Below are 26633 nucleotides of genomic sequence, written 5' to 3'. Positions count from 1 at the left end.
GGACTGCGTTTCGCGTTTCCGGGATCGGGAGAAAGGGCGGTGCTTCGACAAGCTCAGCACGACCGGGAAGGGCAAGCCCGGCACGAGCGGAAAGGAAGGTGCCCCGGAACCGGCCGCGGCGCATATGAAAAGGGCCCGGGAGCGAAGTCCCAGGCCCTGGTTTTGCCGGATATGGTTGCGATTACAGCCGGGGGGTCGTCGGATCGTTGTCCCTGTCGGGGGTCCCGTCATCGTTTGTATCCGTATCGGGATTGACCGCGTCGTCCGTCCGGTCGGGCAGCGTCGTGCTGTCCTCGTCACCCGGCGTCGTCGTATCCGGGGTGGTGGTGTCGGGCGCCGTCCTGTCCGGCATGGTCATCGGATCGTTCGGGTCCGGATTGGCCGTCGTGGGCGGCACGGTCTGCGGCGTGGTCTGCTGCATGCCGTCGCCCGCAGGGGTCGTCTGCGCCATCGCCATCGGCGAGGTGCCGATCAACAGGGCGGTCGCTGCTACAAAGATTTTGGTACGCATAGTTCGTTCCTTCTCCAGTCCACATTTTCGATCAGAGGGACACAGCGAACAACGCCGTTTGCGCCAAAGGTGTGCACCAAGGCGTATCGCTCCGTCGCAGCCAGTGCGGACTTTGGCGGATTTCCGGTGGATTCGCGCGACGAGCCGTTGCGGCTCAGCCGCACTGGGCGCGGTGCAGCAGCTTCTGATCGGCGAGAACCAGCGCCATCATCGCCTCCACCACCGGCGCGCCGCGGATGCCGACACAGGGATCGTGGCGACCTTTCGTGGCGATCTCGGTCGCCGCGCCGCCGGGCGTCACGGTAGGGACGGGCGTCAGGATCGAACTGGTCGGCTTGAACGCGACCCGCACCCGCACCGGCTGTCCGGTGGAGATGCCGCCGGCAATGCCGCCTGCGTGGTTGGCGAGGAATTGCGGGCCGTCGCTGCCGGGGCGCATGGCGTCGGCATTGTCCTCGCCCGTCAGGCGTGCCGCGGCGAAGCCGTCGCCGATCTCCACGCCCTTGACCGCATTGATCGACATGCACGCCGCCGCCAGTTCGCTGTCGAGCTTGGCATAAAGCGGCGCGCCCCAGCCGGCGGGTACGCCCGTCGCCTCGCACGCGACGATCGCGCCCAGCGACGATCCGGCCTTGCGCGCCTGATCGACCAGCACTTCCCAGCGTTGCGCCGCCCGGGCATCGGGGCAGAAGAACGGATTGGCGTCGATCTGCTCCGCGTCGAAATTGGCCGGATCGATGGCGTCGCCGCCGATCTCCTCGACCCAGGCGCGGATGGAAACCTCCGCGATCACCGCCCGCGCCACCGCGCCCGCCGCCACCCGCGCCGCCGTCTCGCGCGCCGATGACCGCCCGCCGCCGCGATAATCGCGAAAGCCGTATTTGGCGTCATAGGCATAATCGGCGTGGCCGGGGCGATAGGCCCTGGCGACGTCCGAATAATCCTTCGACCGCTGGTCGATATTCTCGATCATCAGCGAAATCGGCGTGCCCGTGGTGCGCCCGTCGAACACGCCCGACAGGATGCGCACGGCATCGGGTTCGCGCCGCTGCGTGGTGAAGCGCGACGTGCCCGGACGCCGCCGGTCGAGGAAAGGCTGGATGGCGTCCTCGCTCAGCGCCAGCCCCGGCGGACACCCGTCGACGACCGCGCCCAGTGCCGGCCCGTGACTTTCGCCCCAGGTCGTGAACCGAAAGACGCGTCCGAAGGTGTTGAAGCTCATAGTTCCCTCTCCCCGTGGGGGAGAGGGAGGGGCCCGCTCGCCGCAGGCGAGCGGGAGGGTGAGGGCGATCGGCGAAGCTGCAACAATATCTCGATCAAGATTCCCTCCCGGTTCCGCAGTACCTCGCTATTCGTGAAGCGCGCGACGCGATAGCCCTCGCGTTCAAGAAATGCGGTTCGGGCATCGTCATATTCCTGCGCATCCGCGTTCATCGGCCCTCACTCTTCCACCGCCTGCGGCGGCGGGCCCCTTCCCTCTCCCCGCGGGGAGAGGGACCTACGCGTCCCCCGCCAGCGCGGCGAAGGCGTCGGCGTGGCGCGCCGCACCCTTCGGGCCGCAGGGCAGGCCACCCTGCAGCTCCAGCGCCATGAAGAACGGGCCGGCATAAGGCGAATCGAATCCCTGCGCCGTTTCCGCCGAAAAGCCGAAGCGCTCGTAAAAGCCCGGTTCGCCCAGCACGAACAGGAGCAGCGCGCCGGCCTTGCGCATCTGCTCGATCGCGCCGGCGATCAGCGCCTCGGCGACGCCGGCGCGGCGGAATTCGGGCAGCACCGCCACCGGCGCCATCGCCACGGCCGGCACGGCGTCGCCGCCGATTTCCGCCTGCATCCGGCTGAGCGCGACCAGCCCCGCCACCTCGCGCCGTTCCTCGTCATGCGCGACGAGCACCAGCACCAGTTCGCCGTCGATGGCGAGCTGCTTGACCAGCATCGCCTCGTCCGGCCGCGGGAAACAGCCCGTCAGCACCGCGTCGATATCGGCGGCGTCGGCGGGCGCGGCGGGCCGGATGGCGATGGTCATGGCGGCGCCCGTCAGCCCAGCGCGATGTCGGGCGCGTCCTCGGCCTTCATGCCGATGACGTTGTAGCCGGCGTCGACATGGTGGATCTCGCCAGTGACGCCGGAGGACAGGTCGCTGAGCAGGTAGAGTCCGGCGCCGCCCACCTCGTCGATGGTGATGTTGCGCTTCAGCGGGCTGTTCAGCTCGTTCCACTTCAGGATATAGCGGAAATCGCCGATGCCGCTTGCCGCCAGCGTGCGGATGGGGCCTGCCGAAATCGCGTTCACCCGGATATCGTCGCGCCCCAGGTCGACGGCGAGATACTGGACCGAAGTGTCGAGCGCCGATTTCGCCACGCCCATCACATTGTAATGCGGCACGACCTTTTCGGAGCCGTAATAGGTCAGCGTCAGCAGGCTGCCGCCATCGGGCATCATCGCCTGGGCGCGCTTGGCGACGGCGGTGAACGAATAGACCGAGATGTTCATGGTCTGGAGGAAGTTTTCCAGCGTGGTGTCGTAATAGCGGCCGCGAAGCTGGCTCTTGTCGGAAAAGCCGATGGCATGGACGACGAAATCGATCGTCGGCCAGTCCTCGGCGAGCGTCGCGAACGCCGCGTCGAGATTGTCCATGTCGGACACGTCGCATTCGATCAGCTTGTCCGATCCCAGTTGCCCGGCCAGCGGCTTGACGCGCTTGCCCAGCGCCTCGCCCTGATAGGTGAAGGCGAGTTCCGCGCCGTGTTCGGCGAGCTGCTTGGCGATCCCCCAGGCCAGCGACTTGTCGTTGGCGAGCCCCATGATCAGCCCGCGCTTGCCCTGCATCAATCCGGTCACGACGCCTGTTCCTCCTTGTTCTCAGCCTCGTTCGGCCCCTCTAGACCCGAATCCGGTTCTTCCGCCAGCGCCGCGTTCAATTCCGCGCCGACGACCACGCCCAGACCGACGACGAAGAAGAACAGCAATGTGATCATCACGCCCGCCAGGCTGCCATAGGTCAGGTCGTAACTGCCGAGCAGGCCGAGCACGACCGGCAGCAGCGCCGTGGTGGCCAGCCACCAGCCCGCGGTGAAGGCCGCACCCGGCCATTTGGGGCAGTCCGAGTTGCGATAGCGGCCGGGCGTCAGCGTGTAGAACAGCATGTAGAGCGCGCCGAACAATGCAAGACCCGGCGCGATCCGCGTCAGCGACACGGCCTGCGCGGTGCTGTCGGCAACGGGCAGGACGCGGGTGATGAACTGTTCGATCCCCGTCAGCACCACCTGAAAGCTGAAGGCCAGCATGACGAGGATGACCGATGCGATGATCAATCCGATCGAGCCGAGGCGGTTCTCCCAGAACGGCCGGCGCGATTCGACGCCGTATGCCTGTTGCAGGATCAGGCGGACGGTCTCGACGAAGCTTCCCGCGGTCCACAGCCCGACGGCCGCGCCGAACCATAACAATGCCCCCGTCCGCGCCGCCAGCACGTCGGCGACCGGTTGCTGCAGCACGTCGGCGACGTTGGGCGGCACGGTGCGCAAAAAGGCGTTGAGCGCGTGCAGGCCGTCGCCGGTCTGGCCCAAGAGGCGTGCGATCGCGGCCGCGAAGATGAAGAAGGGGAACAGCGTCAGCAGCGAGAGATAGGCCAGGTTGCCGGCATGGACGAACCCGTCCGACCAGACGCCGATCGCCACCCGCTTGATCACCTCGATGGCGCGATCGCTGAGCCCCAGGTCGCCCAGCCGGCGGTGGACGCGGCCGCCCAGGCCGCGCCGGCGCGCTTCCGGCGATTCGGGCGATCTCTGCTCCGCCACCCCGCGGCTATACGCCCATGCGCGCGCGCGGATTGCCGCCGCCGCCGGACCAGCTCTGGACGAACTGCTTCAGCGCGGCATCGTCGGCCGGAATGTCGACCATCAGAGTGACGAGCTGGTCCCCGCGGCCCGATGGTTTCCGGTGAAAGCCGCGATTCTTCAGGCGCAGCGTCTTGCCCGACGTCGCCCCCGCCGGAACGGTCAGCATCACCGGCCCGTCGACGGTGGGTACGCGCACCTGCCCCCCCTCGACCGCCTCCTTCAGCGTGATCGGCAGGTCGAGCCGGACATCGTCGCCGTCGCGGGTGAAGAAGGCGTGCGGCTGGATCTCGATCGTCACCAGCCCGTCGCCATTGCCGCCCGGACCGGGCTGGCCCTTGCCGGCGAGCCGCATCTGCGTGCCGTCCTCGACGCCGGGGGGCAGCTTCAGGTCGATCGTCTTGCCGTCGGCGAGCGTAATGCGCTGCGGTTTCAGGGCGGCGGCATCGACGAACGGCACGCGCAGTTGGTAGGCGACGTTGGCGCCCTTGGGCTGGGGCCTGCGCCCGAACCCGCCGAAGCCGCTGCGGAAACCGCCGCCGGCCTGTTGTCGGCCGCCGCCCATGCCGAACAATCCTTCGAAGATATCGCCGAGATCGCCTTCGTCGCCGCCGCCGCCGCCGAAATCGAACTGGCTGCCGCCCTGCCGGTATCCGCCGGAGTGCGCGCCGCCGGGGCCGCCGAAGCCGAACGGGGCGGTGGGGTTGCCCTCGGCATCGATCTCGCCCCGGTCGAAGCGGGCGCGCTTGTCCTTGTCGGTCAGCAGGTCATAGGCCTGGGTGACCTGCGAAAACCGCTCGGCGGCCTTGGGATTGTCCTTGTTGCGGTCGGGGTGCAGCTCCTTGGCGAGCTTGCGATAGGCCTTCTTGATATCGGCTTCGCTGGCGCCGCGCGCCACGCCCAGGGTTGCGTAAGGGTCTGCCATTTCCGTCCTGTGTTATTCGCGTCAGGCGGTTACATCGGCGCTGAAGTGCCATCGTGCAAGATCAGTCCGCCTTCGTCAGATGTCGGGCAGAACCTGCTCCGCCACGCCCCAGCCGGCGAGGCCGCGGCTGTTGGCCCGCTCGATCAGCGTGTCGGCCTCCTTGACGGTGAAGCGCTTGGGCGTGTCGATGTCCTTCAACTCGGTCCAGCTCACCGGCGCGGCGACCGGCGCGGATTCGCGGGCGCGCGCGACATAGGGCAGCACCGCGGTCGCGCCCCGCTGGTTGCGCAGCCAGTCGATGAAGATGCGCCCCTTGCGCTTCGCCTTCGACATGGTCGCGGTAAAGCGGTCGGGCTCGGCCTGCGCCAGCGCGCGGCTGAACCGTTCGGCAAAGGATTTCACGTCCGGCCATTCGGCCTGCGGCGCCAACGGCACGACGACATGCACGCCCTTGCCCCCGGACAGCATGGCGAAGCTCGCCAGCCCCATGTCTGCAAGATGCTGTTTCAGGTCCTCCGCCGCCTTTTTCACGTCGCCGAAATCGAGCCCCTCGTCGGGGTCGAGGTCGAACACCATGCGGTCGGGCTTTTCGACATCGGCGACGAGGCTGCCCCAGCCGTGGAATTCGATCGTGCCCATCTGCACACAGGTCAGCAGCCCCCTGATATCGTCGATATAGAGATAGGGTTCGGTCTTGCCGTCCTTTTCCTCGATGTCGACATGGTGAACGGCGTCGCCGAAGCTGCCGGCGTCGTGCTTCTGGAAAAAGCATTGCTTCGACCGCCCCTGCGGGCAACGCACCAGGCTGACCGGCCGATTCGCCGCCCAGGGCAGCAGGATGCCGGCAACCGCCGCGTAATAGTCGGCAAGCTCGCTTTTGGTGATGCCGGCATCGGGAAAGATCACGCGGTCGGGATGCGAAATCTTCACGCCCGTTCCGGCGGCCGTGGTTTCGGCCCTTTGCGGTTTCTCGGTCACCACCTCGCCCGCCTCCTTGTCCTCGCGCAGCCCGAGAAAGCTGGCATGGCGCACGACATTCTCGGCGGTGAATTCGCCGAACGCGACCTCTGCCACCAGCTTCGGCGTAACCCAGTGCGCCCCCTTCGCCGCCGCCCTGGGCACGTCCACCGGCGGCGTCTTGCGCGCGATTGCGTTGAACTTCGCGCTCAGACTCTCCAGCGTATCGGCATCGAACCCCGTGCCGACGCGCCCGGCGTAGCGCAGCCCGCCGCCCTCGTTCACCGCCAGCAGCAGCGAGGAAAAGGGCCGCCCCCTGGCCGAGCTTTCCGACCAGCCGACGATCACGAATTCCTGTCGCTTCGTGCATTTGATCTTGAGCCAGTTCCTTGAGCGCGCAGCCCGATAGGGCGCATCGACGCGCTTCGAGACGATGCCTTCATAGCCTTCGCGACACATCGCCTCGAACAGCTTCTCGCCCGCGCCCAGCACATGCTCGGCATAATGGATGCGTTCGTCGCAGCCGGCGAGCAGCGCGGCGAGCCGTTCCTTGCGCTGCACCTGCGGCGCCCCGCGCAGATCCTCGCCCGCCTCGTGCAGCAGGTCGAAGGCGAACAGCGTCATCTCGCCGCCGTTGGAGATCGCATTCTGCAAGGTGGAGAAATCGGGCCGCCCGTCCTTGAACGCGACGATCTCGCCATCGATCAGCGCCGCGCCGGGCAGCGATGCGGCCGCCTCGACAATGTCGGGAAACTTCTCCGACCAGTCGAGCCCCGACCGGGTGAAGATGCGCGGGCTGCCCTTGCCGATGCTCAGAAGCGCGCGGTAGCCGTCATATTTGATCTCGTGCAGCCACTGGTTCCCCGAAGGCACCTCGTCGACCAGCGTCGCGAGCTGCACGTCCTGGAAGCCCGGCGCTGACATTCCTCCCCGTTTCGGGGAGGCGGCGGAGGGGGATCGCCGCGAACGCTTCGCCTGCCGGGATTGCTTTGCCTCGCCCTGTTCCGCTTGCCGCTTCTCCCCCTCCACCACGCGCTTCGCGCGCGCTCCTCCTCCCCGTGCCGGGGAGGAGTTGGCGATCTCCTGCATCGTCCGTCCGGTTTTGACGCTGGTGAGCGCGGTTTCGACCAGCGTGTCGGACCCGCCGGCCTCGGCATCGTCGATCTTGCGCAACAGCCAGTTCTCGCGCTTTTCGCGCCCACGCGGCCGGAGCCGGATCAGCAGCCACTCGCCCTTCATCCGCTCGCCGTCGAGCACGAAATGGAGGTGCCCCTTATCCAGATCCTTCGCCGACTTGCCCTTGATCGGCGCCCAGGTTCCGTCGTCCCACAGCATGACGGTCCCGCCGCCATATTCATCTTTCGGAATCGTGCCCTCGAAATCACCATAGCTCAGCGGATGGTCCTCGGTCCGCACCGCCAGCCGCTTGTCGTCGGGATTGAGGCTCGGCCCCCTGGTCACCGCCCAGCTTTTGAGCACCCCGTCCATCTCGATGCGGAAATCCCAGTGCAGCCGCGTCGCATCGTGCTTCTGCACGATGAAGCGGTTGCCGTGCCCCCTGGCGAGCGTGCCCGCCGGCTCGGCGGTGTTCTTGAAGTCGCGCTTGGCGTTGTAGGTGGCGAGGGGGTCGGACTTGGCCATCGGCAGCTACCCACCAACCGTCATCCCCGCGCAGGCGGGGACCCATGGTCTCGGAACGGAGCAGAAAAAACTTCGGCGCCGCGCGTATGGATTCCCGCCTGCGCGGGAATGACGATTGGAAACACTACGCACTTTTCTTCGCCTTCGCGCTTTTCGCGGACGATTTGCGCGATGTTGATGATTTCCGCGTCGTCTTCTTCGCGCCGCCCTCGGGCTTTTCCAGCGATTTCTTCAGCGCCGACATCAGGTCGACGACGTTCGATGCGTCGCGGCCGGTCGTCTCCTCCTCGGTCTCGACCACCTTTCCGCCCTTGGCCTTGCGCTTCTTCTCGATCAGCTCGCGCAGCGCATCGACATAGCGGTCGTGATATTCGCTGGCGTCGAACTTCGCCGTCTTCTTCTCGATCAGGCTTTCGGCCAGGTCGAGCAGGTCCTCGTCGGGTGTCGCGTCGGGAATGTCGCGGAAATAGCTCTGGGCCTTGCGGACCTCCTCGGCATAACGCAGCGTCTCCAGCACCATGCCGCGCCCGCACGGCTTCAGGCTGACGACATATTCGCGGCCCCTGAGCGCCAGTTGGCCCAGCCCGACCTTCTTCGTCTTCCTCAGCGCCTCGCGCAGCACGATGAACGCCTCCTCGGCCAGGTCGTCCGCCGGCACCACGAAATAGGGTTTCTCGAAATACAGCACGTCGATCTCGTGCGCATCGACGAACTGGGTCAGCTCCAGCGTCTTTTTCGATTCGAGCTTGACCGCGTCGATCTCCTCCTGGTCGAGCAGGATGTAACTGTCCTTCTCGACCTCATATCCCTTCATGATCTCGTCGGTGTCGACGGGACCGACGCCGGTGACGACCTTTTCGTAATGGATCGGCTTGCCGGTCGGCTCGTGGATCTGGCGGAACGAGACCTTGGCGCCCGATTTGGTCGCGGTGTAGATTTCCACCGGGATCGAAACCAGCGCCAAGCGAATCTGCCCCTGCCAGTATGCGCGTGCCGCCATCGCCTGCTCCCTCGTGTTTCGGAGCCGATTCAATCCGCGGGACGCGGAGTCGTTCCGTGGTCCGCCGCTCGACTTGGAAAGCGCGCACGCGTAAAGCCTCACTGTATCATGACCGACGATCCGTTCACGTTGTTCGACGCATGGTTTGCCGAGGCGAGGCAAAGCGAGCCCAGCGATCCCAACGCCGTGGCGCTCGCGACCGCGGATGCGCGCGGGCGCCCGTCGGTGCGCATGGTGCTGCTGAAGGGGCACGGGCCGGACGGCTTCGTCTTCTACACCAACCGCGAGAGCCGAAAGGCCGGCGACCTTGCCGACAATGCGCGGGCCGCGCTCCTTTTCCACTGGAAGTCGTTGCGGCGCCAGGTCCGCATCGAAGGGCCGGTCGCCCGCGTGTCCGATGCCGAATCGGACGCCTATTTCGCCTCGCGCAGCCGCGATTCGCAGCTCGGCGCCTGGGCATCGGACCAGTCGCGCCCGCTGGATGCGCGCGCAACCTTCGAGGCGCGCTTCGCCGACATGCAGGCGCGGTTCGCCGGGCAGGACGTGCCCCGCCCGCCGCATTGGGGCGGCTACCGCGTCGCCCCCGTGCGCATCGAGTTCTGGCAGGATCGCGCGCACCGCCTACATGAACGGCGTGTCTTCGATCGCGACGACGCCGACTGGCGCGAAGGACTGCTCTACCCGTGACCAAGGAGGAAGCCCGCAAATATGGCTGGCTGGCGCAGCGCGCCGCGCTCGCGAGCGTGGCCATGGCGTGCTCGCTCCTGCTGATCAAGGCGTTCGCGGCGTGGCATACCGGCTCGGTGGCGATGCTCGGCTCGCTCGCCGATACCGCGCTCGACCTGCTCGCCTCGCTGGTGACGCTCTACGGCGTGAAACTCGCGGCCGAACCCGCCGATCACGACCACCGCTTCGGCCATGGCAAGGCGGAGGCGCTGGCCGCGCTGTTCCAGGTCGCGCTCATCACCGCGTCCGCCATCGGCATCGCCTGGCGCGCGGTCGAGCGGCTGACCACGCCGGCCACGACGCAGGACGCCGATTTCGGCATCATCGTGTCGGTGGTGGCGATCCTCGCCACCTTCGCGCTGCTCGCCTATCAGCGCCGCGTCATCCGGCAGACCGGATCGGTCGCGATCCTCGCCGACAATATCCACTATCAGTCGGACATGCTCCTCAACCTGTCGGTGATCGCGGCGATCGCGCTCGACCAGTATCTCGGGCTGCACTGGGCCGATCCGGTGTTCGGCATCGCCATCGCACTGTGGCTCGCCTGGGGCGCGTTCAAGGCGTCGAGCGAGGCGATCGATCACCTGATGGACAAGGAATGGCCCGAGGACGAGCGCCGCCGCTTCCTCGATGTCGCCGCGCGCCATCCGCAGCTTCGCGGCATCCACGATTTCCGCACGCGGCGCGCCGGGTCCCACGATTTCGCCCAATTCCACATGGAGGTGGACCGCGACATGACCGTCGCCGCCGCGCACGACGTGATGGACGAGGTCGAGGACAATATCCGCCGCGCCTTTCCGCGCGTCGAGGTCCTGATCCACCTCGATCCCGAGGGGCATGTCGATACCGACGACCCGTTGGTCGAGGAGGACGTCACCCCCCATTGGTTCTCCAAGCGCATATGATGAAACTGCCCTATTCGCAGGTCGACGCCTTTGCCGACCGGCCCTTTGCCGGCAATCCGGCGGCGGTGATGCCGCTGGGCGCGTGGCTTTCGGATGAACTGCTCCAGCGGATCGCCGCCGAGCACAATCTCAGCGAAACCGCCTTCCTGATCCCCGATGACAGCGGCGAGGCTGATTACGAGCTGCGCTGGTTCACGCCCACCACCGAGGTGGTGCTGTGCGGTCATGCCACGCTGGCGAGCGGGCACCATGTCCTGTCGAACGATCCGGCGCGCGATCGCGTGACCTTTCGCACGCGCTGGTCGGGACTGCTCGAAGTGGCGCGCGCAGGCGGCGAATATCGCATGGCGCTCCCCGTCTGGCGGCCCGATCCGAAGCCGATGGAGGCGATCATCGCCGCGCTCGGCCTGGACAGTGCGGTCGAGACGCTGTGGAACGACAACGACTACGGCCTCGTCATCGTCGAAAGCGAGGAGATCGTCCGCAACCTGCGCCCCGATTTCCGGGCGCTCGCGGATATGGGCGACGTGCTGATCATCGTCAGCGCGCGCGGTTCCGAAACCGACATCGTCAGCCGCGCCTTCGCCTGCGGCGCCGGCATCGACGAGGACCCGGTGACCGGATCGGCGCACGCCGTGCTCACGCCCTATTGGGCCGAAAAGCTCGGCCGCGAGCGCTTCACCGCCTGTCAGGCGAGCGCACGCGGCGGCTATCTGACCTGCGAACTGGCCGGTGACCGCGTTATCCTCGGCGGCCGCTGCGTTACCGTGGCAGAAGGCAATCTGCTGCTACCCTGACCTGAGCGACGCAGAGCCGCTGCGCCGCTCGCAACCTGCCCGGCTCACTTCCACGCGCCGGAACAATGTGTCCCCGCGAAGGGCACCCATCAAAGTACTACTTTGATGGGATCCGGTGGCGGGGACCCAGTCTGGGCTCCCGCCTTCGCGGGAGCACATCGGTAACTTGTGCGCGAGCCACGAATGGCCGATCGGGTGGCGCGAAAACGGGGCTGTCCTACAGCCCCCGCAATGTGCCATCACGCACACCGGCTCTTTCGCACCGTCGATCCTCCCCCGCACCCGACGCGCCGCCAGCGCCCGATGTAGGAAATTTTCGGAAAGCTTTGCCGCGAATTGTGTGAAGCTAGAGGTGAAATCGATCAGCTCTGAACACGTTCGTCACCCTGAACTTGTTTCAGGGTCCACCGATCAACAAGCACCAGCGGTGCAAGACGAAAGGTGGATGCTGAAACAAGTTCAGCATGACGATCAAAGTTGGTCGAAGTCTCCTCTAAGCCGCCAGCGCGGCTTCGGCGCGTTCGGTCTCGGCGATCCAGCCGCCGCCCAGCACGCGCTCGCCGGCATAGAGCACCGCCGCCTGTCCGGGCGCGACGCCGTATTCCGGCCGGTCGAACACCACCCGGTCGCCCACCAGCCGCGCCGGCACCGGCTTGGCGAGCGAGCGCACCTTGGCGCTCAGCGGGCCGTCATATTCGGCGCCGATCCGGTTGATCCCCTCGATTCGCGCCGCACTGACCGCCAGCGCCCGCTTCGGCCCGACCACCACCTCGCGCCGCGCCGCATCGACGCGCAGCACGTAGAGCGGCTCGGGCTGGCCGCCGATCTCCAGCCCGCGGCGCTGGCCGACGGTATAATGGATGATGCCGGGATGCTCGCCCAGCTTGCGGCCGCCTTCGTCGACGATGTCGCCGCCGGTATCGACCTCGGGCCGCAGCTTTCTGACCAGCCCGGCATAGTCGCCGTCGGGCACGAAGCAGATGTCCTGGCTGTCGGGCTTCATCGCCACGCACAGCCCCAGCTCGGTCGCGATCTCGCGCACCGCGCTCTTCGGCATCCCGCCCAGCGGAAAGCGCAGGAAATCGAGCTGTTCGGTGGTGGTGGCGAACAGGAAATAGCTCTGGTCGCGCGCCGGGTCGGCGGCGCGGTGCAATTCGGGGCCGTGCTCGCCGACAACGCGCCGGACATAATGGCCCGTCGCGAGGCAATCCGCGCCCAGCTCCTTCGCCAGCCGGAACAGATCGGTGAACTTCACGCCCATGTTGCACTTCACGCACGGGATCGGCGTGCGCCCGGCGACATATTCGTCGGCGAAATCGTCGATCACCGATTCGCGGAAACGCGATTCATGGTCGAAGACGTAATGCGCGATGCCCAGCCGATCGCACACCGCGCGCGCATCGCGGATGTCGCGGCCCGCGCAGCACGCGCCGGCGCGGCCCACCGCTTCACCGTGATCGTAGAGCTGCAGCGTCACGCCGATCACTTCCGCGCCGGTGCGCGCGGCGAGGGCCGCGACGACCGAACTGTCGACGCCGCCCGACATGGCGACGACGATCCGCCGCTGGCTGAGCGGCCCGGCGAGCTGGAAATCTGCGGCAAGCATCGTGGCGCGCGCATACGCGAAAGCCGGCCGCGATGCAAAAGGCGCAAGCGCTTTTACTGCCCCTTCAGCTTTGCGCGGTAGCAAGGTCGTCCCGAGAGTCGACAACGAAAGTGGCGTTTTGGATCTGAGCTTCACCCGACCGGAGGAGGACGCGCCGGCGACGACGCTGCCGACCGCGCTGGCGGTGCTGATGGTGGCCGTGGCGATGCGACAGGCGACCAGCCCGACCGCGATGGCGCAGGCACGGCTGGGCCGGGCGAGCCCGGACCGAAACCCGCTCGCGCCCGAAAACGGCGCGTTCAACGCGGGTGTCGCCGCCGCGTTCACTGGATGGAGCGAAAAATGAAAGCGTCGTTTACCGAGCCGTTCAAAGCTCTGTTCAAGTCCGGCTGGCAACGGTCGTTACAGTATTTGATTGCAGGTTCCGCCCCCGTTCGAGGTAGTAATGATTGAAAATCAGAAGATCCGTCCAGCCAAGGTTATCGGCCCGCTCGGGGAACCGCTGACGCTCGACACCCTGCCGCCGCCCGACACCACGCGCTGGGTCGTGCGCCGCAAGGCGGAAGTGGTCGCCGCGGTCAATGGCGGCCTGCTGAGCGTGGACGAAGTGTGCGAGCGCTACGGCCTGACGGTCGAGGAATTCGCCGGCTGGCAGCGCGCGATCGACCGGTCCGGCATGCCCGGACTGCGCGTGACGCGGATTCAGCATTACCGCTCGCTTTACGAGCGGCAGCAGAAATTCTGAGCATGCTCCGGCCCCGGTCGGCACCCTTACGAGGTCGTAACAGCCACGGAACCTTCTAGCGTTTCGATCGTCCTAGCCCCTGCCCGCCCAGCCATGCGGGGCGCAACGGAGGGAGAGCAAATGGGTATCATCATCGCCATCATCATCGGCGGAATCATCGGCTGGCTCGCCAGCATCGTGATGCGCACCGACGCTCAGCAGGGCATCCTGCTCAACATCGTCGTCGGCATCGTCGGTTCGTTCATCGGAAATCTGGTCGGGGGTCTGTTCGGATCGGGCGCGACGCTCACCACGCTGAGCGTGGTTGGCCTGTTCTGGTCGTTCGTCGGGGCCATTATCCTGCTGGCGATCGTCAATCTGATCCGCCGCGGCTCGGTTCGCTGACGCCGCCGGCGCGGTTATAGAGTTTTTTCGATCGGGGCCGGCCGCAGGCGCAGCCGGCCCCGGTTCGTTTCAGGAGCCTCAGTCCAAGAGGAAGCGCACGGTCAGGTCGACGGTGACGTCCTGCTGGCCGGCCGCGATCTTGGTCGTGGCGGAACTGGCCTCCATCCGCATGACATGGACCGGCATGGGCGGCGGGGCGGATTGCGCCCCCTCGCTGATCGACAGGATGCGGGCCACCTTCAGGCCGGCGGCCTGGGCATATAGCGCGGCCTTGGCCCGCGCCCGGCGGACGGCGTCGCGGCGCGCCTCGTCCCGCGCGGCATCCATCGCGTCGACCGTGAGGTCGGGCCCGCTGATCTGGTTGGCGCCCTGCTTGACCAGGGCGTCGAGGATCGGGCCGGCCTTGTCGATATCGCGGAACTTCACCGATACGCTGTTGGATGCCTGATAGCCGGTGATGGCCGGCGGCTGGTCGTCGGTGTGACGATATTGCGGGTTGAGCGAGATTGCGGCGGTCTGGATATCGCGCTCGGCGACGCCGGCCGCATCCAGCGCGGCCAGCACCGCCTCCATCCGATCGGCATTGGCCTGCATCGCCGCCCCCGCGGTCGACGCCTGGGTCACGACACCGGCGCGTATCGTCGCCAGGTCGGGCACGCGCGATGCCGTTCCCTCCGCGCTGACTTCCAGCAGGGTGCTGCCCGCGGGCACGCTCAGGCCGGGCGCGGTGTCCTGCGCCCGCGCCGACGCCACCGGCGCGCACAATATCGCGGCACCGATCAACATGAGACTTTTCTGCATCGTCTTCGTCCTCCTGATCGTGATAGATAGCTGGTGTGCCATGACGGACCCAACCGGGGATGAACCGTAACCGAATTCGTCCCGCCATGCCCCACATGCTTGCGGAAGGGCGGGAAAGCGGGCATCGCAAGCCGCCCGATCAGCAGGCTTGCCGCTGGTGACTTATTCATATAATACAGCTCGGCAGCAACCGGCGATAGAGGGGCCGATACGGGACGTGTCGCGAATGAACTACGAATCGAACAGGATCGACCAGGACGAGCCTCTCGCCCTTCCCGGCGAGGGCGGAGCTTCGCGGCGTCGCTGGTGGATCATCGGCGCGATCGCCGCCGCGGTGATCATCGTCGCGCTCGCCTTCTTCACCTCCGGTAGTGGCGAGGGGCCGGCCGGCCCGTCGGCGGAAGAGGCGGCGGATGCGCAGATCCCGCGCGTCAGCGTCGCCCGGCCCGGCACCAGCAACGTGCGCCGGGTCGTCACCGGCACCGGCTCGATCGCGGCGCGGCGCGAGATGCCCGTGGGCGTCGCCGGGGAAGGCGGACGGGTAACGGATGTGCTGGTCGAGCCCGGCGACTGGGTGAAGGCGAACCAGGTGCTCGCCCGCGTCGACCGGTCGGTGCAGAGCCAGACGGTCGAATCGCTCAGGGCGCAGGTGCGCGCGGCCCAGGCCGACGCCCAGCTCGCCCAGGCCAACCTGGACCGGGCGAAGCAACTGATCGACCGCGGCTTCATCTCCAAGGCCGATATCGACAACAAGACCGCGACCCGCGACGCGGCGGCGGCGCAGGTTCGCGTGGCGCAGGCCCAGCTCGACGAGGCGCGGGCGCGCAACGCGCGGCTCGATATCCGTGCGCCGGCCGCCGGCCTGGTGCTGACGCGCAACGTCGAACCCGGCCAGATCGTCAGCAGCGGCAGCGGAACGCTGTTCCGCGTCGCCAAGGGCGGGCAGATGGAATTGCTCGCGCAGTTGAGCGAGAGCGATCTGTCCGGCCTGCATGTCGGCGATCCGGCGCAGGTCACGCCGGTCGGTTCCGAAGAAAGTTTCGCGGGCGAGGTTTGGCAGATTTCGCCGGTGATCGATCCGCAGACGCGCCAGGGCACCGCCCGGATCGCGTTGTCCTATGACGATGCGCTGCGGCCCGGCGGGTTCGCCAGCGCGCGGATCATCGCGGGTGCATCGGACAATCCCATCCTGCCGGAATCGGCGGTTCTGAGCGATAACAAGGGCAATTACGTCTATGTGCTGGATGCAAAGAACCGGGCCGTCCGCCGCGGCGTGACGATCGGCGAGGTATCGGACGAGGGCGTCTCGATCGCGTCCGGGCTGAAGGGGGACGAGCGGGTCGTGCTGTCGGCCGGCGCCTTTCTGAGCCCTGGGCAGGAAGTGAAGCCCAACCTGGTCAAGATGGAGCGCTGACGCTCATGTCCTTCCGCAGAATCTCGGCCTGGTCGATCCGCAATCCGGTAGCGCCGATCGTCCTGTTCCTGGCGCTGACGATCGCCGGACTGGTCAGTTTCAACCGGATGGACGTGAACCAGCAGCCCGACATCGAATTCCCGATCGTGTGGATTTCGATCAGCCAGCCGGGCGCCGCGCCGAGCGAGCTGGAAACGCAGGTCACCCGCCGGGTCGAGGCGGCGGTACGCAACCTGCAGGGCATCGACGAGATCAACTCGACGGTTACCGAGGGCAATTCGGAAACGGTCGTCCAGCTCGATATCGGCACGCCGATCGACCGTGCCGTCAACGACGTGCGCGAGGCCGTGAACCAGATTCGCGGTGAGCTTCCCGACGGGATCCTCGAGCCGCAGGTCGGCCGGGCGAACACATCCGACAACGACATTGCGAGCTTTACCGCGATCGCCCAGGACATGACGCTGGAAGATCTGAGCTGGTATGTCGACAATACCGTGTCGAAGACGCTGCTCGAAATCCCCGGCATGTCGACGGTGGAGCGCATCGGCGGGGTCGACCGGGAAATCCGCGTCATCCTCGATCCCGACAAGGTGCAGGCCTATGGACTGACCGCCAGCCAGATCAACCAGCAGCTTCGCCAGGTGAACCTGAACGCTGCGGGCGGTCGCGCGGAAATCGCCGGATCGGAACAGGCGGTCCGGGTGCTGGGCAACGCGGAAAGCGCACGCGGCCTGGCGCAGACGCGCATCGCCATCGGCGATGGCCGGACGGTGCAGCTCGGCGATATTGCGGAGGTGAAGGACCTCTATGCCGAGAAGCGCAATTCCGCGAAGTTCGACGGCAAGGAGGTGCTGGCCTTCGACATCAAGCGCACCAAGGGCGCATCGGACGTCGAGGTGTATCACGCCACCCAGGACAAGCTGAAGGAACTCGAAAAGCGCAATCCGCAAGTGCATTTCGAGTTGTTGTTCAACGATTCGAAATATGCCGAGGAGCAGTATCACACCGCGATCGACGCCCTTTGGGAAGGCGCGCTCCTGGCCGTTGTCGTGGTGTTCCTGTTCCTGCGCGACTGGCGCGCGACGCTGATTTCCGCGCTCGCCATCCCGCTGTCCGCGATACCCAGCTTCTGGTTCATGGACATGATGGGCTTCACGCTCAACAACATGACGCTGCTGGCGCTGAGCCTGGTCGCGGGCGTGCTGGTCGACGACGCGATCGTCGAGATCGAGAATATCGTGCGCCACATGCGCATGGGCAAATCGGCCTATCAGGCCTCGATCGACGCGGCCGACGAGATCGGCGTCGCGGTGCTGGCGACGACCATGTCGATCGTCGCGGTATTTCTTCCCGTCGGGCTGATGCCGGGCATTTCCGGGCAGTTCTTCAAGAATTTCGGCCTGACCGTGGTCGCGGCGGTGCTGATGAGCCTGGCTGTCGCGCGCCTCATCACGCCCATGATCGCGGCCTATTTCCTGAAGGCGCACGGGCATCAGGAGCATGGCGACGGCCCCGCCGTCCGCTGGTATGTGCGCGTCCTGCGCTGGACGCTGGATTCGCGCCGGGCGAAAGCGCTGGCGGCGAAGGGCGGATGGCGCAAGCTGGTGTCGCCGATCTTCGACCACCGGATGTGGATCGTCGGCATGGGCGCCGTGGCCTTCCTCCTGACGATCGTCAGTTTCGCCATGCTGCCGAAGGAATTCCAGCCGACGGAGGATCGCGACAATTCCACGGCCGTCATCGAGATGGTGCCGGGTACGACGCTGGAGCAGACGCAGGCGGTGGTCGACCGGGTGGATCGCCTGTTGTCGAAGCAGCCGATCGTCACCGACACCTATGCGCGCACCTATGTCGGCAACGGCCGGGTGGTGGCGATGCTGTCCGACGAGCGCGAAATGTCGAGCATCGAGTTCGAACGCGGCCTGGCGCCGCAACTGACCGCCATTCCCGATGCACGGGTCCACTTCCAGTCGCAGAACGGCTGGGGGTCCAGCGGCCGCGACCTCACCATCACCCTGGGCGGCGAGGACCCCAGGCAACTGGAAGAGACCGCCAATACGCTGATGCAGCAGATGTCCGGGCTTTCCACCGTGGTGGCGCCGCGCGTCGTGGGCGACCTGCAACGGCCGGAGATCACCATCAAGCCGCGCATGGACCTGGCCGCCGACCTGGGCGTCACGACGGCGGCGCTGTCCAGCGCCATCCGCATCGCGACGCTGGGCGACATCGACCAGAACAGCGCCCGTTTCTCGCTGTCGGACCGGCAGATCCCCATCCGCGTGGCGCTGAGCGAGAATGCGCGCGAGCGCCTGTCCAACATCCGCAACCTGCCCGTCCAGACGCAGACCGGCGGCACCGTCCCGCTGCACGTCGTCGCCGATATCGGCTTCGGCGCGGGGCCGACGAAGATCGAGCGCACCAATCTGGAGCGCAAGATGCTGGTGGGCGCCGACCTGGCGCCCGGCGTGGTCTCCGGCCAGGCGATGGCGCAGATCCACAACCTGCCGATCATGCAGAACCTGCCGCTCGGCGTGCACGAGATGACGCTGGGCCAGGCCAAGTGGCAGCAGGAGATGATCAACAACTTCATCGTGGCGGTCATTTCCGGCGTCCTGCTGGTCTTCGCGGTGCTGATCCTGCTCTACAAGCGGGTGATGCCGCCCTTCGTGAACATGGGCTCGCTGCTGCTGGCGCCGCTGGGCGGTGGGCTGGCGCTGCTCATCACCGGCCATTCGCTGTCCATGCCGGTCTATATCGGCCTGCTGATGCTGCTCGGCATCGTCGCCAAGAATTCCATCCTGCTCGTCGATTTCGCGCTGGAGGAGATGCAGAAAGGGGTGTCGAAGTTCGACGCCATCCTGGAAGCCGGGCACAAGCGGGCGCAGCCGATCCTGATGACGACGGTCGCGATGATCGCCGGCATGGTGCCGACGGCGCTGTCGCTGCAGGGCGATTCGTCCTGGCGCGCGCCCATGGGCATCGTCGTGATCGGCGGGCTGGCGCTGTCGACGTTCCTGACGCTGCTGATCGTGCCTGCCACCTTCTCGCTCGCGGTCGGAATCGAGCGCTGGATCGGGCCGCGGCTGTCGCGCCGGTTGCTCACCTATCGCCCCGGCGACGAACATGGCGCGGGTCCGGCGATCGAGTATCAGCGCGGCGGCCGGATCGGCCATGGCGACGATGGCGCGGGATCGCAGCCGGCGGAGTGAACCTTCCCCGGTTTCGGGGATTGTTTCGAGCATGACGAACGCCAAGGCCGTCCGCACGCCCGTGGACGGGGTTCCCGCCGCACTGATCCGGATGCGCCGCATCGCCGCTGCGCTGCTGGTCGTGATGGCGGCGCTGTTTCTGCTGGCGCGGTCGCAGGCGGGCGGCCATCCGGCCTGGGGATTCGTGCAGGCCTTCGCCGAGGCGGCGATGGTGGGCGGGCTGGCGGACTGGTTCGCGGTCACGGCGCTGTTCCGGCATCCGCTCGGCCTGCCGATCCCGCATACCGCGATCATTCCGCGCAACAAGGACCGGATCGGCGACACGCTGGCGCTGTTCCTGCGCGACAATTTCCTGACGCCCGCGGTGGTGGCGCGGCGTATGCACCGCGCCGATGTCGCCGCCGCGGCCGGCCGGTTTCTTGCCGACCCGCCGGAGCGCGGCCGGCTGTGGCGGGGGGCGTCGCGGCTGATCGCCGACATGCTGGAAGCGCTCGACCAGGAGCGGCTGGGCGGCATGGCGAAGACGGCGCTGGCGGAGCGGCTGCGCGAACTCGACATCGCGCCGATGCTCGGCCAGGCGCTGGACGCGGCGATGGCCGAGGGGCGGCACGCGCCGATCCTCGACGGCATCATCCGCTGGGCCGACAAGACCCTGGAATCGAACGAGCATCTGGTGCGCGACATGGTCCATGCCCGCGCCGGCGCCGTCCTGCGCTGGACCGGCCTGGACGAGACGCTGGCGAACAAGATCATCGACGGGTTGCACAAGCTGATCGCCGACATGGCCGACGATCCGGCGCATCCGCTTCGCAGCAAGGCCGAAGAGGGGCTGGTCCGGCTGGCCGAGGACCTGCGCTTCGATCCGGCGATGCGCGAGCGCGTATTTGCGATCAAGGCGGAGATCCTCGACAACCCGGCCGTGGAGCGCTGGTGGATGGGTGTGTGGGAACGCTCGCGTGCGGGGCTGCTGAAGATGGTGCGCAGTCCCGACGCCGCCTTTGCCGGCCAGTTCGGCGAGGCTTTGCGCCAGTTGGGCGAGACGTTGCAGGCCGATCGCCGGTTGCGGCGTACCATCAACCGCTTCGCCCGCCGCGCGGTGGCCGGCGCGGCGGCGGATTACGGCGACGGGATCGTCCGGCTGGTGTCGGACACCGTTCGCGGCTGGGACACGCGAACCGTCACCGACCGGCTGGAAAATGCGGTGGGGCGCGACCTGCAATATATCCGTATAAACGGCACGCTGGTCGGCGGACTTGTCGGCCTGGCCATCCATGTGGTCGATGTCGTCTTGTGATCCGGCGGTCAGTGCTCCCAGTCGAGACAGGGCCAGCCGCGTTCGCGCGCGAGGCGGCGCAGCGGGCCGTGGGCGTTGACCGCGAACGCCTCGTCCGCCCATTCGAGCACCGGCGCATCGGACACATGGTCGGAATAGAAGCGGATGTGCGCGTCGCCGCGGGCGATGCCGCCCTGCGCCATCCAGCTTTCGACCATGCGCAGCTTGGCGATGCCGTAGCAATTTTCTCCCGCGATACGCGGCAGCAGGTCCCCGCTTTCGGCGAAATGCGATTCGGTGGCGACGACGGCGTCGAAGCCGAGGCGTTCGGCGATCGCTTCGGCATAGAAGCGGTAGGACGCGGTGGCGAGCACCAGCCGGTAGCCCGCCTGATGGTCGGCGCGGATCCGCGTGCGGGCTTCGGTGAAGATGCCGGTGGCGATGACGGCGTCTGCAAAGGCGTCGGCAAGCTGCATGCGCTCCGCCGGGGACAGCGAGCCGCCGATCATCAGCCGGTGCGTGAACTGTTTCAGCGTGCCGCGATCGATGAGCTTGCCGGCATAAGCGAGCATCCCGCCGATGGCGACCGGCAGCAGCGCCAGCCGCCAGGGTGCCCGCCGGCGCGCGGCGTGGATGAGGAACGGCGTCCATGTCGGCGCCCGCGTTATCGTGCGGTCCATGTCGTAGATGGCGAGATTCATTTCTCCCCCCTAAACGCCAAGCTCCTTGCCGTGCCAGCGCAAATGCCCGATGGAGGCACGCGATGACGGCAGCACCCGATTTCACGACGGAGCAGCGCGACGGCGGCACGACGCTCAGGGTTTCGGGACCCCTGGTGCTCGCTTGTCTGGGGGATTTCCCGCAGCGGCTCGAATCCTATGACGGCCCGGTCGATCGTGTCGATTGCAGCGGGATCGACCGGCTCGACACGATCGGGGCGTGGCTGATCCACCGCGTGGCGGAAAAACACGGCGCGCCGGTGGACGGCCTGAAGGACGATCATGCCCGCCTGCTCGACCAGGTGGGCGAGGCCGACCGCCCGGTCGCGCGCCCGCAAGAGCCGGCCAACGCCTTCATCCGCCTGCTGGGCGAGATCGGCGAGGCGACGCTTACCGCGCTCAACACGATGGTGGGGTTGCTGGCCTTTCTCGGCGCCACCACGCTCGCGCTGATCAAGGTGGCGCGGCATCCCAGCCGGTTCCGGTTCAACGCGACGGTCCACCGGTTCGAGGTGGTGGGCGTGTCCGCGCTCGGCATCATCGGGCTGATGAGCTTCCTGATCGGCATCGTCATCGCGCAGCAGGGCGCGGTGCAGCTTCGCCAGTTCGGCGCGGAGGTCTTCACCATCAACCTGGTCGGGCGCATCACCCTGCGCGAACTCGGCGTGCTGATGACCGCTATCATGGTTGCGGGCCGGTCGGGCTCGGCCTTCGCCGCCCAGCTCGGCACGATGAAGCTGACCGAGGAGGTCGACGCCATGCGGACCATCGGCGTCTCGCCGATGGAGGCGCTGGTGCTGCCGCGGGTGTTTTCCTGCGTGCTGATGATGCCGCTTTTGAGCTTCTACGCTTCGCTGGTCGCGATCATCGGCGGCGGATTGCTGTGCTGGGCGTCGCTCGGCATCTCGCCCGTCACCTTCGTCCAGCGTATCCGCGAGGTGGTGCCGATCACCGATCTGTATGTCAGCCTGGTGAAGGCGCCGGTGTTCGGGTTGATCATCGCCATCGCCGGCTGCTTCCAGGGCATGCTGGTCGAATCGGATGCCGAGCAGGTCGGCCTGCGCACCACGGCCGCGGTCGTCCAGGCCATCTTCCTCGTCATCGTCCTGGACGCCTTCTTCGCCGTGTTCTTCACATGGATCGGGTGGATATGAGCGACGATCCCGTCATCCGCGTGCGGGCCTTGCGCAACAGCTTCGGCGAGCAGGTGGTCCATGAGGACCTCGATCTCGACGTCCGCAAAGGAGAGATCCTGGGCGTCGTCGGCGGGTCCGGCACGGGCAAGTCCGTGCTGATGCGTTCCATCATCGGCTTGCAGACCCCCGACGAGGGCGAAGTGACCGTGTTCGGCGAGCAGGCGCTGGACCGCGACGAGACCGAGGCGGTCGAGATCCGCAAGCGCTGGGGCGTGCTGTTCCAGGGCGGGGCCTTGTTTTCCACGCTCACCGTGGCGGAAAACGTCCAGGTGCCGCTGCGCGAATTCTATCCCGGCCTGGACCTCGCGCTGCTCGACCAGATTGCGGCGTACAAGATCGTGATGACCGGGCTGTCGCCCGATGCCGGGCCGAAATTTCCGGCCGAGTTGTCCGGCGGCATGAGGAAGCGCGCCGGCCTGGCAAGAGCGCTGGCGCTCGATCCCGATCTCCTCTTTCTCGACGAACCCACCGCCGGGCTCGACCCGATCGGCGCGGCGGCATTCGACGAACTCACCCGATCGCTGCAGAAGACGTTGGGGTTGACGGTCTTTCTGATCACGCACGATCTGGATACACTCTATGCGATCTGCGACCGGGTGGCGGTGCTCGCCGACAGGAAGGTGATTGCCGTGGGAACCATCGACGAATTGCTGGCGACCGACCATCCCTGGATTCAGGAATATTTCAACGGCCCCCGCGGCCGCGCCGCGATCGCCGGCAAGGAAAAGGCAGGGCTGAACGACTGATGGAAACACGCTCGAACCATGTTCTCGTCGGCGCGGTGGTGCTGATCCTGCTGGCCGTGCTCGCGCTCTTCACGGTGTGGCTGGCCCAGGTGAGCGGAACGTCGGAGAAATATTACGACATCTTCTTCAAGGAGGCGGTCGACGGCCTCAACAAGGGGTCGCCGGTAGCCTATTCCGGCGTGCCTTCCGGCCAGGTGAAGGAGATCGCGATCTTCGAGAAGGACCCGCAATATGTGCGTGTCCGCATCTCCGTCGACCAGGATGTGCCCGTCCTTCAGGGTACGACGGCGACGATCCAGGGGATCGGCTTTACCGGCGTGAGCCAGGTCCAGCTCGACGGCGCGATCAAGGGCGCACCGCCCATACGCTGTCCGGACAAGGATCCCGGCATGGACTGCCCGCTGGGCGTGCCCGTCATTCCGACCAAGCAGGGCGGGCTCGGCGCGATCCTCAGCTCCGCGCCGCAGCTTCTCGAGCGCCTGACGACGCTGACCGAGCGGTTGACCGAGTTGCTGTCCGACAAGAACCAGGCCTCGATCGCCGGGATCCTGGAAAATACCAATCGGCTGACCGACGCGCTCGCGGATCGCGGACCCGAGATCGCGGCGACGCTGGCCGAAACGCGGATCGCCATCCAGAAGGCCGGCGATGCGGCCCAGCAGATAGGGGAGCTGGCCGACACCACGGATCAGGTGCTGGCGCAGGACGTGAAGCCGGCCATGGGCAATCTCAACCGGGCGGTCCAGTCGGCGCAACACAGCATGGAAACGCTCGACAGCGCGATCGGCGACGCCCGGCCGGGGCTCAAGACCTTCTCCGGGCAGACCATGCCAGAGGTCAACCAGCTCGTCCGCGATCTCCGCCAGATGACCGAGGCGCTGAATTCCGTGGCGCAGAAGGTGGACCAGCGCGGCGCCACCTCGATCCTCGCATCCCCGAAGCTTCCCGATTACGAACCCAAGGACGACAGCCAGTGAGCATCATGACGAGGTCGATCCCCCTGGCCGGGCTGTTGCTGCTCGGCGCCTGCGTGAAGTTCGGCAACGAGCCGCCGCCGTCGCTGCTGGCGCTGGACAGCGCCGCCCGGGTGGAGCCGGGGAAGACCCGAAGCTCCGCCGACAGCCCCACGATCAGCGTCCGGGTGCCGAGCGTGCCGCAGGAACTGGCGGTGCAGCGGGTGCCGGTGCAGGCCAGCGACACCTCGATCGCCTATGTGAAGGACGCGCAGTGGGTCGAACCGCCGGCGCGCCTGTTCGCGCGGCTCCTGTCCGACACGATTTCGGCGCGGACCGGCCGTATCGTCGTCGGCGCGGCGCGGGGGATGGTCGATCCCGGCGCCCAGCTCACCGGCGAGTTGCGCAGCTTCACCATCGACGCCGAAACGCGCGAGGCGGTGGTCACCTATGACGCTTCGCTGGTGCGGGCCGACAGCCGCGTCGTCGCCAATCGCCGCTTCGAGGCGCGCGTGCCGGTAACCGCGATCGAGCCGCAGCCGGTGGGCCGCGCGCTCAACCAGGCGGCCAATCAGGTCGCGACCGAGGTGGCCGACTGGATCGGCCGCTGAACCGCCGCGTCAGGGCCGCTTGCGTACCGCCAGCGGCACGTTGCAGATGTCCGCGCCGCCCGCCGGAACGGTGAAGAAGGGGGGCTGGCGGTTCTCGCGCTCGTGCACATAGGCGCGAAAACGCGGGTTGTCGGCCGCACGATACTGGTAATGCGGGCGTTCGCTTCGCGGAAGGTCGGAGGCGAGCCGTATGCGCGCGATCGGCACCCGGCGCGACGCATCGGCGTAGAAGCCGAGATCGCCCTTGCCGCGGGGCAGGGCGGAGAGATGCTCGACACCCTCGATGATCCGCCCGATCACGGCGATATTACGGTCCAGATGGCGCGGCGCGTGACCGATTACCGTATAGAGTTCGGCGCCGCTGCCGGTGCTGGGCGCCAGGTTGCGCGCGACGCCGACCATGGCATAGCAATGCGGCAGCCATGAACGGCGGTCATTGCCCGCGACCGGCCAGCCATCGGCCGAAACGCCGGCCCAATCCGAATAGGGGTCCGGCCGTGAAAGCCGAACGGCGGGGGCGGCCGCGCCGCCGGCATATTCGGGCGGCGGATTGGCCACGACCGGACGGGGAAGCGGCTTATCCTCCGTCACGTCGCCCCACTGCGCGACATAATTGTCCTGCACCCGGTAGATGCTGGTCCCGTCCCACCAATGCGCATGAGCGAGGGCGCGAATGTTGGCGACGTGAACCGGCGCACGGTCGGGCGCCAGGCGAATGAGAATGCGTTCGCCGTCCTTCAGTGTCATCACCAGCAGCTCGTCGGCGGGAATATCCTTCCAGTCCGCCTCGATCGGGTCCGATGCCTTTGGCGTCGGCAGCCTGGGCGGCGGCGGCGAGTGCGAGCAGCGACAGGATCATGATCGCGACGCTGGCACGTCGGCGCCGCCATGGCAATCGCGCAAGCGCTTGCGTCGTGCCGCGACAGGCCTTAGGTGGCGCCTTTCCCGGTATGCGGAGCGGTGGCCGAGTGGTCGAAGGCGCTCGCCTGGAAAGTGAGTATACGGCAACCCCGTATCGAGGGTTCGAATCCCTCCCGCTCCGCCATTTCCTGAGGTAAACAATCACTTAGTCGCAGCGCGGCGGTCCTGTCCGCCATAATGTCCGCCTTCAAAGTTGCCTTAGAAGCGGCGAACTAGGCTCTTGATCCACGTCATTGCGGTTTCGATCGTCCAGTTCGTTTGCTCCGGCGATAGCGTGGGCATCGGCGATTGCCCCGGCCCATGTGCGAACGGGTTGCGAACGTCGCTGAACATCTTCGCCAGCATGTCGCCCTCCCAAACTTCGATGAAGCGACCGCCCTTGGGATCGTAGACGACGTCGATCTCGAGCTGGCGCGCGCCCTTGTCGAGCTGCGCGGTCAGGCTCTTGTGCGCATAGTCGACTTTCCAGATCTGCGGATATTTGGCCGCGATCAGCGCATAATCGCGCGGCGGGATCGCATGTTTGTAGCTGTTGTGCGTGCCCACCGCCATCAGGTCGTTGAGCTTGAGGTTGCGATCCATCCAGGCTTTCGCGCAGCCTGCCCCGGCTTCGGCGGCATTCGGCGCCTTGAGGTCGCAACGCGGCGCGGCTCTCGCCGACGCGGGCGAGAGCATCGCCGCGCCGAGCAACAAACTGCCGCCGATGCCGCCGCGCATGTTGCGGAGCGTGGAGACGATAGTCGCCATTGCCGGGACC

General features: G+C 67.0%; 27 protein-coding genes and 1 tRNA gene. 14 read left to right on the top strand and 14 right to left on the bottom strand.

Annotated elements, in window-relative coordinates:
• Positions 1-181: 181 nt before the first annotated feature.
• The 9 genes from RPR59_RS01125 to ku form a co-directional block, all read right to left on the bottom strand.
• Positions 182-511, bottom strand: coding sequence for a hypothetical protein (locus RPR59_RS01125; RefSeq protein WP_313915793.1), 330 nt, complete (start codon positions 509-511; stop codon positions 182-184).
• A gap of 154 nt (positions 512-665) precedes the next feature.
• Positions 666-1733, bottom strand: a complete 1068-nt coding sequence (aroC, locus tag RPR59_RS01120) for a chorismate synthase (RefSeq protein WP_313915791.1) — start codon at positions 1731-1733, stop codon at positions 666-668.
• Positions 1730-1945 (bottom strand): DUF559 domain-containing protein, encoded by a 216-nt coding sequence (locus tag RPR59_RS01115; protein WP_313915790.1) that lies wholly within the window; start codon positions 1943-1945, stop codon positions 1730-1732. The genes aroC and RPR59_RS01115 overlap by 4 nt, the downstream gene beginning before the upstream one ends.
• Positions 1946-2009: 64 nt before the next feature.
• Positions 2010-2534, bottom strand: coding sequence for a GNAT family N-acetyltransferase (locus RPR59_RS01110; protein ID WP_313915788.1), 525 nt, complete (start codon positions 2532-2534; stop codon positions 2010-2012).
• A gap of 11 nt (positions 2535-2545) precedes the next feature.
• Positions 2546-3349 (bottom strand): enoyl-ACP reductase FabI, encoded by an 804-nt coding sequence (gene fabI / locus RPR59_RS01105; protein WP_313915785.1) that lies wholly within the window; start codon positions 3347-3349, stop codon positions 2546-2548.
• Positions 3346-4308 (bottom strand): YihY/virulence factor BrkB family protein, encoded by a 963-nt coding sequence (locus RPR59_RS01100; protein ID WP_313915783.1) that lies wholly within the window; start codon positions 4306-4308, stop codon positions 3346-3348. The genes fabI and RPR59_RS01100 overlap by 4 nt, the downstream gene beginning before the upstream one ends.
• 7 nt (positions 4309-4315) lie before the next feature.
• On the bottom strand, positions 4316-5272 hold the full coding sequence (locus RPR59_RS01095; RefSeq protein WP_313915781.1) for a DnaJ C-terminal domain-containing protein: 957 nt from the start codon (positions 5270-5272) through the stop codon (positions 4316-4318).
• Positions 5273-5347: 75 nt separating this feature from the next.
• Complete coding sequence (gene ligD / locus RPR59_RS01090) at positions 5348-7870, bottom strand: DNA ligase D (RefSeq protein WP_313915779.1); 2523 nt, start codon at positions 7868-7870, stop codon at positions 5348-5350.
• Positions 7871-7994: 124 nt separating this feature from the next.
• Positions 7995-8870 carry a non-homologous end joining protein Ku gene (gene ku, locus RPR59_RS01085; protein ID WP_313915777.1) on the bottom strand — a complete coding sequence of 292 codons (876 nt, stop codon included), beginning with the start codon at positions 8868-8870 and terminating at the stop codon, positions 7995-7997.
• Positions 8871-8978: 108 nt separating this feature from the next.
• Between ku and pdxH the strand changes: the two genes are divergently transcribed.
• The 3 genes from pdxH (at position 8979) to RPR59_RS01070 (ending at position 11298) form a co-directional block, all read left to right on the top strand.
• On the top strand, positions 8979-9557 hold the full coding sequence (gene pdxH / locus RPR59_RS01080; protein WP_313915775.1) for a pyridoxamine 5'-phosphate oxidase: 579 nt from the start codon (positions 8979-8981) through the stop codon (positions 9555-9557).
• A gap of 62 nt (positions 9558-9619) precedes the next feature.
• A complete protein-coding gene (locus tag RPR59_RS01075; protein WP_432280301.1) occupies positions 9620-10501 on the top strand; it encodes a cation diffusion facilitator family transporter in 882 nt (293 codons plus the stop codon).
• Positions 10501-11298 carry a PhzF family phenazine biosynthesis protein gene (locus tag RPR59_RS01070; protein ID WP_313915771.1) on the top strand — a complete coding sequence of 266 codons (798 nt, stop codon included), beginning with the start codon at positions 10501-10503 and terminating at the stop codon, positions 11296-11298. The genes RPR59_RS01075 and RPR59_RS01070 overlap by 1 nt, the downstream gene beginning before the upstream one ends.
• Before the next feature lie 493 nt (positions 11299-11791).
• Here RPR59_RS01070 and mnmA read toward each other — a convergent pair whose 3' ends face one another.
• Positions 11792-12904 carry a tRNA 2-thiouridine(34) synthase MnmA gene (mnmA, locus tag RPR59_RS01065; RefSeq protein WP_313915769.1) on the bottom strand — a complete coding sequence of 371 codons (1113 nt, stop codon included), beginning with the start codon at positions 12902-12904 and terminating at the stop codon, positions 11792-11794.
• Between the two features lie 118 nt (positions 12905-13022).
• Here mnmA and RPR59_RS01060 point away from each other — a divergent pair, with 118 nt between their 5' ends.
• The 3 genes from RPR59_RS01060 to RPR59_RS01050 all read left to right on the top strand — a co-directional run bounded on the left by RPR59_RS01060 (position 13023) and on the right by RPR59_RS01050 (position 14033).
• Complete coding sequence (locus RPR59_RS01060; protein WP_313915767.1) at positions 13023-13250, top strand: hypothetical protein; 228 nt, start codon at positions 13023-13025, stop codon at positions 13248-13250.
• Between the two features lie 99 nt (positions 13251-13349).
• Positions 13350-13649, top strand: a complete 300-nt coding sequence (gene sciP, locus RPR59_RS01055) for a CtrA inhibitor SciP (protein ID WP_313915765.1) — start codon at positions 13350-13352, stop codon at positions 13647-13649.
• A 120-nt stretch (positions 13650-13769) separates the two neighbouring features.
• Positions 13770-14033 (top strand): GlsB/YeaQ/YmgE family stress response membrane protein, encoded by a 264-nt coding sequence (locus tag RPR59_RS01050; protein ID WP_313915763.1) that lies wholly within the window; start codon positions 13770-13772, stop codon positions 14031-14033.
• A 78-nt stretch (positions 14034-14111) separates the two neighbouring features.
• Here the strand turns inward: RPR59_RS01050 and RPR59_RS01045 are convergent, their stop codons facing one another.
• Positions 14112-14834 (bottom strand): SIMPL domain-containing protein, encoded by a 723-nt coding sequence (locus RPR59_RS01045; RefSeq protein ID WP_313915761.1) that lies wholly within the window; start codon positions 14832-14834, stop codon positions 14112-14114.
• Positions 14835-15060: 226 nt separating this feature from the next.
• Between RPR59_RS01045 and RPR59_RS01040 the strand changes: the two genes are divergently transcribed.
• From RPR59_RS01040 to RPR59_RS01030, 3 genes are read left to right on the top strand one after another with little or no spacing between them, the layout of a single operon-like run.
• The gene (locus tag RPR59_RS01040; protein WP_313915759.1) at positions 15061-16248 is read left to right on the top strand and encodes an efflux RND transporter periplasmic adaptor subunit; all 1188 of its coding nucleotides are present in this window, start codon (positions 15061-15063) and stop codon (positions 16246-16248) included.
• A 5-nt stretch (positions 16249-16253) separates the two neighbouring features.
• Positions 16254-19457 carry an efflux RND transporter permease subunit gene (locus tag RPR59_RS01035; protein WP_313915757.1) on the top strand — a complete coding sequence of 1068 codons (3204 nt, stop codon included), beginning with the start codon at positions 16254-16256 and terminating at the stop codon, positions 19455-19457.
• A 31-nt stretch (positions 19458-19488) separates the two neighbouring features.
• A complete protein-coding gene (locus tag RPR59_RS01030; RefSeq protein WP_313915755.1) occupies positions 19489-20751 on the top strand; it encodes a DUF445 domain-containing protein in 1263 nt (420 codons plus the stop codon).
• Positions 20752-20759: 8 nt separating this feature from the next.
• On the opposite strand, the gene RPR59_RS01025 is transcribed toward RPR59_RS01030, so the two are convergent.
• A complete protein-coding gene (locus RPR59_RS01025) occupies positions 20760-21431 on the bottom strand; it encodes an HAD family hydrolase (protein ID WP_313915753.1) in 672 nt (223 codons plus the stop codon).
• Positions 21432-21493: 62 nt separating this feature from the next.
• Here RPR59_RS01025 and RPR59_RS01020 point away from each other — a divergent pair, with 62 nt between their 5' ends.
• Genes RPR59_RS01020 through RPR59_RS01005 form a run of 4 tightly spaced genes read left to right on the top strand, consistent with a single transcriptional unit; the run spans position 21494 to position 24955 of the window.
• On the top strand, positions 21494-22603 hold the full coding sequence (locus RPR59_RS01020) for an ABC transporter permease (protein WP_313915751.1): 1110 nt from the start codon (positions 21494-21496) through the stop codon (positions 22601-22603).
• Positions 22600-23391 (top strand): ABC transporter ATP-binding protein, encoded by a 792-nt coding sequence (locus tag RPR59_RS01015; RefSeq protein WP_313915749.1) that lies wholly within the window; start codon positions 22600-22602, stop codon positions 23389-23391. The genes RPR59_RS01020 and RPR59_RS01015 overlap by 4 nt, the downstream gene beginning before the upstream one ends.
• Positions 23391-24368: an MlaD family protein gene (locus tag RPR59_RS01010; protein WP_313915748.1), complete on the top strand. Its 978-nt coding sequence runs from the start codon at positions 23391-23393 to the stop codon at positions 24366-24368. Before RPR59_RS01015 ends, RPR59_RS01010 begins: the two co-directional genes overlap by 1 nt.
• A 5-nt stretch (positions 24369-24373) precedes the next feature.
• Positions 24374-24955, top strand: coding sequence for an ABC-type transport auxiliary lipoprotein family protein (locus RPR59_RS01005; RefSeq protein ID WP_313918262.1), 582 nt, complete (start codon positions 24374-24376; stop codon positions 24953-24955).
• A gap of 9 nt (positions 24956-24964) precedes the next feature.
• On the opposite strand, the gene RPR59_RS01000 is transcribed toward RPR59_RS01005, so the two are convergent.
• Positions 24965-25702, bottom strand: a complete 738-nt coding sequence (locus RPR59_RS01000; RefSeq protein ID WP_313915746.1) for a peptidylprolyl isomerase — start codon at positions 25700-25702, stop codon at positions 24965-24967.
• Positions 25703-25909: 207 nt separating this feature from the next.
• Here RPR59_RS01000 and RPR59_RS00995 point away from each other — a divergent pair.
• Positions 25910-26000: transfer RNA gene (locus RPR59_RS00995), tRNA-Ser, on the top strand.
• Between the two features lie 74 nt (positions 26001-26074).
• Here the strand turns inward: RPR59_RS00995 and RPR59_RS00990 are convergent.
• Positions 26075-26623, bottom strand: coding sequence for a Ca2+-dependent phosphoinositide-specific phospholipase C (locus RPR59_RS00990; RefSeq protein WP_313915744.1), 549 nt, complete (start codon positions 26621-26623; stop codon positions 26075-26077).
• Positions 26624-26633 lie beyond the last annotated feature (10 nt).

It is taken from the genome of Stakelama saccharophila, from assembly GCF_032229225.1.
GTDB classification, from domain to species: Bacteria; Pseudomonadota; Alphaproteobacteria; order Sphingomonadales; family Sphingomonadaceae; genus Sphingomonas; species Sphingomonas saccharophila.
Note: the sequence above shows the minus strand (reverse complement) of the source record. Positions and strands in the feature narration are given on the sequence as shown.